The following is an 11,659-nucleotide window of genomic DNA, read 5'->3' on the forward strand; positions in this document are numbered from 1 at the left end:
TAAGTGTCAACAGACCCTAATATAAATAAAATGAAGTAGAATTATAAAAAGAATAATTTCAAATCTTCACCGAGATGACCAGAAGTCTTTTTGCAATTGAACCGTTTCCTGTTCAAGTTCCATGATTGGTCCAATCAGCTCAATATTCTTCTGACCATGAGCAAAAACATACTCAGCAGAAACACTCATAGTCGGATTCTCATTGTGGTTTCCAGTACATTGCAATAATTTTTCTTCGGTCATGGCATAGACCACCCGCCCGATATTGGCCCAATAAATCGTTCCAGAACACATGCAGCAAGGTTCAACTGCCGTATATAAGGTGCATTCAGCCAGATAATCCGGCGTAAAATTGCTGGCTGCGATCCGGGCTAAAGTACTTTCTGCATGGTTGACCGTATCAATATTACATTGGGTCAGTAAAACCGTTTCATGATCAGGTGCAACCAGCACCGCACCAAAAGGATGATGGCCTAAAGACATTGCCCGCTTGGCAACCTCATTGGATAATCTTAAAAAAGATAGCATTTGCTCATGGCTAGGCTGTGGCATAAATTACTCTAAAATTAGTAGTTCAATGGTCATAGCTCCTCTAAAAAGAGGATTTTCGACATATATGGAATAAAAAAGCCCCCCAACAGACCAGGGTGCATAAAGGAGGAAATTTAATTTAAACAATATAGCGTTTGCTTAGGCCCCATTCCCCCAGAATGCGGCGATAAGTTGTCGAAGAACGGTCAGCTTCAAAATGTGCTTCCATAGTGATATCCAAAGGTAGCTCTTCCGGTTTCTGGCTTTCGACCATGTCCTGATCTTCAGCAAAAATTTGTGCGTTAAAGTCATAAACCGCTTGCAGATCACCAGTCGTATCAAAATTACGGGTCAATGGCACAAATAAACGGGTTTGATTATGAGATACCGGACAGCAGGCATTCAGAATTTTCAGGATGCCATTTTCCGGAAAATGCACTGTTAAAATCGCTGAAAATGGTGGATAGACATCAAACACACGTTTCCACAAGAATCCTTCTGGGGCCAGATGCTGCAAGCCATGCGGATAATTGCTGACATCGCTGACATATTCTGTATGCAAGCCATAAGGGGTGCGCATAGTTGAATACTTTTGCACGATCGGGTTATCACGTGAAGCAAAAGATTCATGATGCACCCAGGCAAAATGCGCCACATCAATAAAGCCTTCTAACTGCCGGCCACTTGAACCGCCGATATCAACAAATGGCGGTAAGATCGATTGGTGCTCTTCGCTCTCCCAGGTATCCAGATCAGGGAAATTAGCTTCTGCCTCATCCCGGCTAAACAGGCTTGTCCAGACCAGACCGTATTTCAAGACTACTGGAAACTTGGTTAAGGTAAAACGATCCGAAATGTTAGTCAGTTCTGGTTGAGCCGGTATTTTGGTGCATTTTCCTTGAGTGTTGTAATGCAGACCGTGATAAGGACAAATGATTTCTTCACCCTTTACCCAGCCTTTGGTTAATGGCACCCCACGATGCGGACAGATATCACGAACTAGATGAATGCTGCCACTCTCAGTTTGATATAGGGCCATCTTCACATCCAGAAGTTGTACCTGCTGTGGCGTAGTACTCACATCCTGAATACGGGCAACTGGATACCAATGCTGAGCCAGGATATTCCAGTCTGATGGGTCAAAGCCGCTACAGTGCGGTTGACTGAATAAATTAAGCACCGGGATCGCATTCATAGTTCACTCACAAATATTTATTGCATGACAACGGCTTAAATTTTTATTTCATTAAGCTGCCTTGTTGTTCTTTAATAAAATTAGCCAAATGCCTGTTCTACTGTCTATTAGAATGTTTCGTAGCCCGTGTTCCAAAAAATAGAACACAAAACTTTTACTGTTCCATTTCTTTGAAAATTGGCACAGAAATCGCTTATCCACTTGATAGAACCAGAATCACTTAGTTTCTAGCTGAAAATTATGTGATTAAAACGATGTGCAGGTGGATTGACGTGATTTTATGAATATTACTTTTTCAAGATTTTCAGAATATTTTATTGCCGTAGCCAAAACAGGCAGCCTCAGAAAAGCAGCTGATCAGCTTTATATTTCCGTCTCCGCGATTCATCGTCAGATCACTCTGGCAGAAGAAGAATTTGGCATCGTGCTTTTTGAACGGTTGCCGAGTGGCCTGAAGCTGACTTTAGCAGGTGAATTACTGTATGCAGATCTACTCAAATGGCAAAAAGAATTCCAGCAGACCTGTGTACGTTTTGATGAAATTCAGGGTTTATCACGCGGCAGCATTGAACTCGGACTCATTGCGGCACTCAGTGACGGTTTCGTTTTAGATTCCCTGCAATACATGTATGAAAACTATCCTTGGATCAATTTCAATATCCAGATTCAGGAAAGTGATACCGTCTCTAAAATGATTATGGATGCTGAAGTTGATTTTGGCATTCTGCTCAATCCTAAAAGTCATAATCAGCTCGAAGTCATGTCTTTTGTGGAAATCCCGGTGGGATTTGTGATGGCTAAATCTCATCCTTTGGCTCAGGCAGAAAAAATCTATTTTTCCGACACTTTAAATTTTAAGCATCTCATTCCCTGTGCCCCTTTAATCATTCATGACTATGTTTATAGCCTATATAAACATCATCAATTTATGCCGCAGCAAAAGCTGGAGTGTAATGACATTCGCATGATTACCTCTCTGGCAGAGCGCAACTTAGGGATTGGAGTATTGTCCTACATTGATGCCTTACCTTATTTAGTACGTGATGAACTGGTATTTAAACCTATTATTGAGAAAGGGATGCATCCGCTGACCCTTGCTCTTTGTGTGGCACCGAAACGGCAAATTTCCCGAATCTCACAAATTATGATGAACCATCTGATCGACCAGATGGAAGATTTAAAAATTAAATTACAACAGCTTAATACTTCATGTGCTGCCTGATTTAGCTACAGCACGAATAATATTTATTGGAAATAAGATATGACAACCTTATGGATTAAAAACCCTCTTGCTGTATTTACCGCAAATGATCTGGATGCCCGTGGTGGCTTGGTCATTTGCGATGGCAAAATTATTGAGCTGGTGACTCTAGGACAAACCCCAGCATCGCCTTATGACCAGTTCTTTGATGCCCAGAATTTGGTGATTACACCGGGACTGATTAATAGCCATCATCATTTTTATCAGACCTTGACCCGTGCTTGGGCTCCCGTGGTCAATGCGCCGCTATTTCCATGGCTAAAAACCTTATATCCGGTCTGGGCCAAATTGAATACTGAACAGCATTATCTAGCCACTCAAATTGCATTGTCTGAATTACTGCTTTCCGGTTGTACCTTTGCTGCGGATCACCATTATCTGTTTCCACAGCAGCTGTCCGATGCCATTGATGTTCAGGTTGAAGCATCAGAACAATTAGGGATTCGGGTCATGCTGACCCGAGGTTCCATGAGTCTGGGTGAAGATTCTGGTGGCTTGCCACCGCAGCATACCGTACAGGATATGGACACCATTCTGCTGGACTCAGAACGGTTGGTGCAGAAATATCACCAGCGTAGTGCTGATGCGATGGTCAATATTGCGCTTGCACCATGTTCACCATTTTCAGTCACCCAAGAAATTATGCGAGAAAGTGCTGCACTGGCAGAAAAACTGGATGTACGTCTGCATACCCATCTGGCCGAAACACTGGATGAAGAAGAATTTTGTCTGTTTAAATTTGGCATGCGCACCGTCGATTATCTGGAAAGTGTAGGCTGGCTTAATTCCAGAACCTGGCTGGCGCATGGCATTCATTTTGATGCCGATGAGATCCAACGCTTAGGGCGGGCTCAAGTCGGTATCTGTCATTGTCCGCATTCCAATATGCGTCTGGCTTCAGGGATTTGTCCAACCATGGATCTACTGGAAGCAGGTGCAGTCATTGGTCTGGGTGTGGATGGCTCTGCTTCAGGTGATGCGTCTAACCTGATTCTGGAAGCTCGGCAGGCGATGTATTTACAACGTTTAAAATATGGTGCAGAAGTGATTACGCCTGAACGTGCTTTAACCTGGGCCACACAAGGCTCGGCACAGGTACTGGGACGTGAAAAGCACCTAGGACAAATCGCAGCAGATTTTCAGGCAGATTTAGCTTTTTATAGTCTGGATGATGTGCGTTTTTCAGGGATTCATGATCCGATTGCCGGCCTGTTACTGTGCGGTGCAGACCGTGCCGAACATGTCATGGTGAATGGACAATGGGTCGTTAAAGACCGGGAAATCCTGAATCTGGATCTTGAAGCGGTTCAGGCTGCACATCGTCAGGCAGCGAAAGCTTTACTTGCGGCCTAAAAAATCTATTAGCGAATTCCTGTTATTTAAATATAAAAAGCCCTTCAGGGCTTTTTGCCAAGAGATTAAACGCAGAATTAATCTAAAGGATTGCCAATAATATTGCTGATAATCCCTTTCATGATATGCGGTCCCTGCTCTTTACGCAGTTCTTCATACCATTCTTTGGTCACGGCTTCATCTTTCATATGTGTCACATCACACCGTTTACGTGCACGCAAGACCAGCTCATTGGCACGCTCATTGCGTTTGTTCTGATAGCGTTTCAAGGCATCTTCCAGACCCAGCGTATTAATCTGTAAAGAACGAGCCAGATAGATTGCATCTTCCATGGCCTGGCAACCACCCTGACCAATATCCGGTGTGGTGCTATGTGCGGCATCACCAACAATTACAACACGACCTTTATAGAACTGGGCAAACGGTTCAATATCATGAATTTCAACCCGATTGGTTTTCTGTTCATCCAGCGCGTCAATCAGATGCTGAACCGGCGCACACCAACCTTCAAAATACTGTTTCAATAAGGTTTTATATTCTGCCCGATTATTCTCTAAACCGACCGGCAACGGTACATCAAAGAAGAAATAGAATTTTCCGTCTGCCACAGGCATCAGCGAAACGCGCTTACCTTGTCCGACAAATGTGGTCCATTGATCTGCCGGAGTAAGCTTTTCTGAAATTTCTACCAGACCATTCCAGTTGACATAACCGGCATAGCGACGAGAAACCTGTTCGCCCAGTACATAGGCACGGGTAATGGAATGGGTTCCATCTGCGCCAATCAGTAGGTCTGTTTTAATTTCTGTACCATCCGCAAATTTAACCAGAACACCGTCTTTCTGTTCTTGCAGCTCAACCATCTTCTTGCCCAGCTGAATATCTTCACGGCCAAGCTCGTCCATCAACATGTTCTGTAAATCAGCACGTGCCACCGGATATGGACGTTGTCCCACTTCTTCAATCAAAGGCAATAAACTGAACTGGGTCATGGTGTCGCCCGTCAAACCATCAATATAGGCCAGCTGATCCATCTGACCACCAAGCTTGGCCACCTGCTCAGTTAAGCCCAGATAATTCAAACATTTTACCCCATTTGACCAAAGTGAAATTGCCGCGCCCACCGGTAAAATCTTTTCTGCCTGTTCATAGATGGTGACTTTATGCCCAAACTTTTTTAGTGCAATTCCTGTGGTCAATCCCCCCATCCCTGCACCAATAATTGTAATCTCCATCTATATGCTCCTCTCAAAATTGTGTTTCTTCCTCCCTGTGTAGCTAAAAGCGTGCCATTTCGAAAATAATGCACTGATTTTTCTCAAAAGTTGGCACAAGCCGTGCATTCATCTATTCATTAAAAACCTGTTTTTATAAGGTCTTTCAGCAGAATTACAGACTTTTATAAAAAATTAGATTCACGTTAAACATAATTTGAATGGAAGATAGTTATGGCAACATTATTTGCACCCATTTTCGAGATCCCTGCCCATATCCAGCAGCTTACCAACTTGGCTGATAGCCGGATTGGTGCAGAAATTCTTGAATGTTCAGATGATTTTTTTGCTGAAGCAAAACGAATGTTGCAATTTGATGCACCAATTTTTGTTGAAGATAAATTTGATAATCATGGCAAATGGATGGACGGCTGGGAAACCCGCCGCAAGCGTCATGCCGGCTATGACTGGGCGATTGTCAAACTGGGGGTAGCTGGAACCATCAAAGCACTAGATATTGATACCACATTCTTTACCGGAAACTATCCAGCTTCTGCTGCAGTTGAAGCCTGCTATGCACCAAATGGTGACTTAAGCACCGCAACCTGGCACTCAATTTTACCAAACAGTATATTAGGTCCGAGCCAGCATCATATTTTTAATATTGATTCAGACGAAGTCTTTACACATGTACGCCTAAATATTTTTCCTGACGGGGGTGTAGCTCGCTTTAAAGTCTATGGTGAAGTAAAAATTCAGGTTCAGGACAGCAATCAGGTAATTGATCTGGTCGCTCTGGAAAATGGCGGTCGTGTCATTGCCTATAGTGATGCGCACTTTGGTCATCCACGTAATCTGATTAATCCGGGGCGTGGCATCAATATGGGTGATGGCTGGGAAACCAAGCGCCGTCGTGCACCCGGTTTTGACTGGTGTATTCTGGCCTTGGGTCAAAGTGGCCAGATTGAAAAAATTGAGATTGATACTGCGCATTTTAAAGGTAACTTCCCTGCTCAAGTCTCTATTCAAGCGATTTATATTGAAGATGCGACTGATCAGCAGTTAATTCCGCAAAGTATGTTCTGGCCATTCCTGCTTGAAGCACAAGAGATGCAGATGGATCATATTCATAGCTTTGTTGAGGAAATCTTAAAACAGGAAAAAATTTCCCATATTCGGGTGAACATGATTCCGGATGGTGGCATTAGCCGGATTCGTCTATGGGGAAAAGTTGTCTGAGTAATTACAACTATGAGCATACAAAGCATAAAAATACAGCCTTTAACTGTTGAAAGTTTCTTGCCTTATGGCGAGGTCATTGCCTGTGAAGGCAATGATTTTTTCCATATTAATGATCAGCAGACTGAGCGTTATCATGCTCTGGCGGTTGCTGAAACAGATGCAAAAGTTGGTCTAAGTATTTTTAGAAATATTCAGACCACTGCCATTCCCTTTACAATCGAAATGCTGGAACGTCATCCTGTCGGTTCACAAGCGTTCATCCCGATGCAGGGCCAGAAATTTTTAATTGTGGTTGCACCTAATCTGGATCATGAAAAACCTGATCTCAGTCAAATTCAGGCTTTTATCAGTAATGGTACACAAGGTGTAAATTACCGTGCCGGAACCTGGCATCATCCTTTGCTGACCTTTGAAGCTCCAAGTGATTTCGTGGTAATCGATCGGATCGGTACTGGTCCAAACTGTGATGTTTATACTTTTCCTGAAAAGATCTTTATCGAAAATTAAGCCCATTAAAAAAGCCCTTATCAATAAGGGCTTTTAAATTTCTTATTTATTGTATTTAGAAATGATATTTCACTAAAGCACTCACGTTATTTTCATCCGCATCCGCAATACCGTATTTGTTATTCCAAACCGAATGCTCAATACCGAGATATAAATTGGTATCAGGAGAAATGTGCTTGCCGACATTCCATTTCCACTGGGTTGTCCAGTTCATCTCACTCGCATGATCATCTTCAGCAGTTGACCAGTCCAGGAAGCCATCTACCAGGAATTCTTCTGTACCCAGTTTAAATGGCACACCATAAGTCAAGGTAAGCTGATAGTCATCTTCCATATTTTCATTATTTACACGATAAAGATTCACGCTGGCATAATTGAATTTTGGAATAGCCAGGTCGAAACCTACACCGTACAGGAAGTTATCAAAACCTTCACCACCTTCCCAAGTCGTTGCTACCAGAACATCTTTCACTGGACCAAATGCCAGCTTTTGACCTGAAACTTCACCCAGACTTAAACGTGGTGAAAATTCAAAATAGCTTGATTTAATATCGTCAGAACCACGCATACGGTCAATGAAAAAGAAGACATCTGCATATTTAACTTTTGCAGCGTATTCAACAGTTAGGGTTGCCTGTTTTTCATCTACAACTTCATAGTTTTCCCCATAAAGCCCAGTAACGCTAAAATCCTGCCAGACTGGTTTTGCCTGTGCAGATGCTGCACCCCATGCAAGTAATGTTGCAGCAGCAACTTGAGTAAATTTCATAAATAAGGTTCCCCAATGGAATTAAAAATCTCATTCTGGATTAAGCAAGAACAAAGCCAACTTTTTTAATTTTTGATAAAAAAGCCCATGACTGGCATGGGCATATGGAGGAAATCAAACTTTAATGCAGCGTTTCTGCGACTTTTTCCGGAACCTCTGTTTTTGACTTAAACATTGGCAGATGATTAAACAGAATGTTTAAAAGGATCGCCATTAAACAGGTTGAACTGATGCCAGAATGGAACAGGGTTTGGAACCATTTAGGGAAATTGGCATAGAAAGAATAGTCAATAATCGGGATCATGCCTGCTGCAATTGAAGTTGCAACAATAATCAGATTTTTCTGCTCGTTATAATCTATTTTCGCCAAGGTGCGGATACCACTCGCAGCCACTGTACCAAATAGCACCAATCCTGCACCACCAAGTACCGGAACCGGAATTGCGGCGATTAGTCGGCCCATAATTGGAAGTAATCCCAAAACCACTAAAATCATACCGCCAGCAGCGACCACAAAACGGCTTTTAATCCCGGTAATGGCAACCAGCCCGACGTTTTGTGCAAAAGCACTTTGCATGAATGAACCAAAAATCGGTGCAACTGCACTTGAGAACATATCTGCACGCAGACCATTGGAAATACGTTCTGAATCTACTTTGGTTCCAACAATTTCACCTACAGCAATAATATCAGCCGTTGTTTCAGTCATAATCACCAACGTCACAATCAGCATGGAAATGATTGCACTGAGTTCAAAGGTCGGCATGCCAAAAGCAAAGAAACTCGGAAATTGTACCCATGCACCATGGCCGACTTTACTAAAATCGCCAAAACCAAACAGATAAGCCAGTACTGAACCCATTACGATCGCCAATAAAATAGACAGGCGACGAATTGAGGCATTTCTGCTCAAGTTTAGACAGATCACAATAGCCAAAGTCATCACGGCCAGGCTGATATTTTCAACACTTCCCCATTCAGGTGCATTTTTATTGCCCCCCATCATCCAGCGAACAGCTACGGGTAAAAGTGATAAACCAATAATAGTAATCACACAGCCGGTCACGACTGGCGGGAAAAAGCGGATAATTCTAGAAAAATAAGGCGCAAGGAAGAAACCAATTAATGAAGCTACGATGACTGCACCATAAACAGCTGATAAGCCTCCACCTGTCGTCACAATTGCCACCATCGTCGCCACACCCGCAAAGGAAACCCCTTGTACCAGGGGCAATTTGGCCCCGATATATTTCACTCCAATGGTTTGTAAAATCGTAGCCAGACCGCCAACAAACAATGCAGCCGCAATCAATAAACCGATTTGTGTAGCTTCCAAACCTGCGCCAGTACCCACAATGAGGGGTGGTGCGATAATACCGCCGTACATGGTCAATACATGTTGCAAGCCATAAGCTGCACTTTTGCCTGCACCCAGATATTCATGTTCAGGTGAAATGTTTGTGCTTTGTTCTGTCATTCTTTTTCTCTCCCTCAAAGCTTAAATAAAAAATCAGCTTCCGCGATATGTGGAGTACGCGAATGGGCTGATCAGTAAAGGAATATGAAAGTGCTGAGAGGCATCTTTCACCTGAAAATGAATGACTGCTTTAGGAAAGAAAGTTTCCAGACCTAAGCCTTCAAAATAATCAGAAGTAGCAAATTCAAGACTGTATTCACCTTCCTCAAATTCGGTTAAACCAAAATCGGTGACTCGACCATCTGCATTGGTAAATGCCTTTCCGAGTAATGCACCTTCTTCATCAAAAAGTTTGATCAACACATGTGCTGCAGGTTTGCCGAGATGCGTATCTAAAATATGAGTGCTGATCATGCTTGCAGCTCCTGTGACAGTCTTAATAAAGCGATTTCCGCCAGTTGCGTATGGACAATACCTTTTTCGATTTCCGGATCGTTAGTTAAACGATCTTTCAAGGCATTCAGCACTTCCTGGCTATTTAGACCAGCCGCTTTAATCAGGAAGATATAACCGTATTTTTGTTCATAGGCGATATTGCCTTCTAGCAAAGCTTGCTGAGTTGCTTCGTCCTGAGTTATCGCAGCCTGTTCACGATTGGAAAAGTTTTTTTCAACTTCGCTTAATTCAGCCTGTGCCTTTTTTTCGCCAATACGTGGATGATTATCCAAAGCTGCTTTGATTTCGTCCCAGGTCCAAGTTGCAGCCTGTTGTCTGGCTATATTCAATACATCTTCAACAGCTGCATAAGGACGCTTTGCTTCAATCTGGGTCGACCAGCTCGGTATTTGCACACAGTGCTTTAAAAAGGTAATGGCCTCTTCTGGAGATGCCTGATTAAATTCAACGAGTTGCACTATTAAATCGCCTGATGATATTCATTTTTTGTTCAGTACAAGTTTTGCAATATCAGTGCCAAATCTTCTTAATCTTGTGTTTTTATATGATCTATAAAGCAAAAAAGAGAACTCAAGGTTCTCTTTTTTAATATATTTTTCTCATTTTGGTGCGTGATATTTATACCAATGTGCTGCTATATCGCCCCGTCGGCAAATCCAGACTTTTTCATAACCTTGAATATAATCGAGGAACTTTTGTAGGGCTTTAAAGCGTCCCGGCCGCCCTAAAATACGACAATGCATCCCGATCGATAGCATTTTTGGTTCAGTTTCACCTTCAGCATAGAGCACATCAAAGGCATCTTTTAAATATTGATAGAATTGTTCCCCGCTATTAAAGCCGCCCGGTGAACTAAATTTCATATCGTTGCTTTCTAAAGTATAGGGGATGATCAAATGAGGGCGTGTTTCACCTGCCTGATTGGTCAATGTACTCCAAAATGGCAAGTCATCTCCATAGTTGTCGCAATCATATTGAATCTGAGGAAATTCAGCCAGTAACTGACGGGTATTTGGACTATCACGACCGGTATACCAGCCAGTCGGTGCTTTGCCGAACAGGGTTTCCAGTACGCTAATCGCCTGATCCATATATTGGCGTTCAAGCTCAATTGGCATGTCCTGATAATGCACCCAGCGCTGACCATGTGACACTACATCATAATTGGCTTCTTTAATCGCTTCGACTATATAAGGGTTGCGGATTAAAGCCATCCCAACCCCAAAAATGGTCATCGGCAGATTACGCTTTTTAAACTCGTTATGAATCCGCCAGAAGCCAGCACGTGAGCCATATTCGTACATGGAATCCATCGACATATGTTTGTCTGGAAAGCTGGCTGCGCCAATAATGTCAGATAGAAATTGTTCTGAACCGGCATCCCCATGTTCAACGTGGTTTTCACCACCTTCTTCATAATTCAGTACAAACTGAACTGCGACACGGGCCTGATTAGGCCATTCTACTTTTGGTATATCGCCATGATAGCCAATCAAGTCACGTGAATAAGGCTGGTTTCGAATTTGATCTATGAGTTCTTGTCCGCGTAGATATGTGCTGGTCACGTTTAATCCCTGATGTGTTATATCAAACAGTAAAATTGAATAAGCGTGATAAGCAATTTATGCGCCATAATAGAACATCTATGAAATTTAAAAATATTCCTAATATTTCTTATCATTCCACAGGTTTAATTAGGGTCTGTTGACACTTA

The 11,659-nt window shown here is 42.6% G+C and carries 12 protein-coding genes; 4 read left to right on the forward strand and 8 right to left on the reverse strand.

Annotated features, from left to right (window positions below):
• Positions 1–66 precede the first annotated feature (66 nt).
• Together B3Q46_RS07875 and B3Q46_RS07880 are read right to left on the reverse strand one after the other, a co-directional pair.
• Positions 67–552 (reverse strand): nucleoside deaminase, encoded by a 486-nt coding sequence (locus tag B3Q46_RS07875; RefSeq protein ID WP_286714070.1) that lies wholly within the window; start codon positions 550–552, stop codon positions 67–69.
• A 118-nt stretch (positions 553–670) separates the two neighbouring features.
• Complete coding sequence (locus B3Q46_RS07880; protein ID WP_286714071.1) at positions 671–1,726, reverse strand: aromatic ring-hydroxylating oxygenase subunit alpha; 1,056 nt, start codon at positions 1,724–1,726, stop codon at positions 671–673.
• Positions 1,727–2,006: 280 nt separating this feature from the next.
• On the opposite strand from B3Q46_RS07880, the gene B3Q46_RS07885 reads away from it, so the two are divergent.
• On the forward strand, positions 2,007–2,948 hold the full coding sequence (locus B3Q46_RS07885; RefSeq protein WP_286714072.1) for a LysR family transcriptional regulator: 942 nt from the start codon (positions 2,007–2,009) through the stop codon (positions 2,946–2,948).
• Positions 2,949–2,987: 39 nt separating this feature from the next.
• A complete protein-coding gene (locus tag B3Q46_RS07890) occupies positions 2,988–4,340 on the forward strand; it encodes an 8-oxoguanine deaminase (RefSeq protein WP_286714073.1) in 1,353 nt (450 codons plus the stop codon).
• 77 nt (positions 4,341–4,417) lie between these two features.
• Here the strand turns inward: B3Q46_RS07890 and hpxO are convergent, their stop codons facing one another.
• A complete protein-coding gene (gene hpxO, locus B3Q46_RS07895; protein WP_180069217.1) occupies positions 4,418–5,575 on the reverse strand; it encodes an FAD-dependent urate hydroxylase HpxO in 1,158 nt (385 codons plus the stop codon).
• 213 nt (positions 5,576–5,788) lie between these two features.
• On the opposite strand from hpxO, the gene alc reads away from it, so the two are divergent.
• Together alc and B3Q46_RS07905 are read left to right on the forward strand one after the other, a co-directional pair.
• Complete coding sequence (gene alc, locus B3Q46_RS07900) at positions 5,789–6,793, forward strand: allantoicase (protein WP_286714074.1); 1,005 nt, start codon at positions 5,789–5,791, stop codon at positions 6,791–6,793.
• A 12-nt stretch (positions 6,794–6,805) separates the two neighbouring features.
• The gene (locus B3Q46_RS07905; protein ID WP_286714075.1) at positions 6,806–7,303 is read left to right on the forward strand and encodes an ureidoglycolate lyase; all 498 of its coding nucleotides are present in this window, start codon (positions 6,806–6,808) and stop codon (positions 7,301–7,303) included.
• A 55-nt stretch (positions 7,304–7,358) separates the two neighbouring features.
• Here B3Q46_RS07905 and B3Q46_RS07910 read toward each other — a convergent pair whose 3' ends face one another.
• From B3Q46_RS07910 to puuE, 5 genes are all read right to left on the reverse strand, one after another.
• Positions 7,359–8,072, reverse strand: coding sequence for an outer membrane protein OmpK (locus tag B3Q46_RS07910; RefSeq protein WP_179992546.1), 714 nt, complete (start codon positions 8,070–8,072; stop codon positions 7,359–7,361).
• A gap of 121 nt (positions 8,073–8,193) precedes the next feature.
• On the reverse strand, positions 8,194–9,549 hold the full coding sequence (locus tag B3Q46_RS07915) for a nucleobase:cation symporter-2 family protein (protein ID WP_286714076.1): 1,356 nt from the start codon (positions 9,547–9,549) through the stop codon (positions 8,194–8,196).
• Positions 9,550–9,582: 33 nt separating this feature from the next.
• Positions 9,583–9,903 (reverse strand): hydroxyisourate hydrolase, encoded by a 321-nt coding sequence (gene uraH, locus B3Q46_RS07920; protein ID WP_286714077.1) that lies wholly within the window; start codon positions 9,901–9,903, stop codon positions 9,583–9,585.
• A complete protein-coding gene (gene uraD / locus B3Q46_RS07925; RefSeq protein ID WP_286714078.1) occupies positions 9,900–10,403 on the reverse strand; it encodes a 2-oxo-4-hydroxy-4-carboxy-5-ureidoimidazoline decarboxylase in 504 nt (167 codons plus the stop codon). The genes uraH and uraD overlap by 4 nt, the downstream gene beginning before the upstream one ends.
• Positions 10,404–10,544: 141 nt before the next feature.
• Positions 10,545–11,510 carry an allantoinase PuuE gene (gene puuE, locus B3Q46_RS07930; protein ID WP_286714079.1) on the reverse strand — a complete coding sequence of 322 codons (966 nt, stop codon included), beginning with the start codon at positions 11,508–11,510 and terminating at the stop codon, positions 10,545–10,547.
• Positions 11,511–11,659 lie beyond the last annotated feature (149 nt).

It is taken from the genome of Acinetobacter sp. UBA2581 (assembly GCF_002339435.1).
Lineage (GTDB): Bacteria > Pseudomonadota > Gammaproteobacteria > Pseudomonadales > Moraxellaceae > Acinetobacter > Acinetobacter variabilis.

Bases quoted from the DNA above. Each gene is read 5' to 3' on its own strand.
- B3Q46_RS07880 (WP_286714071.1), bottom strand. From the start codon at position 1,726: ATGAATGCGATCCCGGTGCTTAATTTATTCAGTCAACCGCACTGTAGC.
- B3Q46_RS07885 (WP_286714072.1), top strand. From the start codon at position 2,007: ATGAATATTACTTTTTCAAGATTTTCAGAATATTTTATTGCCGTAGCC.
- B3Q46_RS07905 (WP_286714075.1), top strand. From the start codon at position 6,806: ATGAGCATACAAAGCATAAAAATACAGCCTTTAACTGTTGAAAGTTTC.
- hpxO (WP_180069217.1), bottom strand. From the start codon at position 5,575: ATGGAGATTACAATTATTGGTGCAGGGATGGGGGGATTGACCACAGGA.
- uraH (WP_286714077.1), bottom strand. From the start codon at position 9,903: ATGATCAGCACTCATATTTTAGATACGCATCTCGGCAAACCTGCAGCA.
- B3Q46_RS07875 (WP_286714070.1), bottom strand. From the start codon at position 552: ATGCCACAGCCTAGCCATGAGCAAATGCTATCTTTTTTAAGATTATCC.
- B3Q46_RS07915 (WP_286714076.1), bottom strand. From the start codon at position 9,549: ATGACAGAACAAAGCACAAACATTTCACCTGAACATGAATATCTGGGT.
- alc (WP_286714074.1), top strand. From the start codon at position 5,789: ATGGCAACATTATTTGCACCCATTTTCGAGATCCCTGCCCATATCCAG.
- B3Q46_RS07910 (WP_179992546.1), bottom strand. From the start codon at position 8,072: ATGAAATTTACTCAAGTTGCTGCTGCAACATTACTTGCATGGGGTGCA.
- B3Q46_RS07890 (WP_286714073.1), top strand. From the start codon at position 2,988: ATGACAACCTTATGGATTAAAAACCCTCTTGCTGTATTTACCGCAAAT.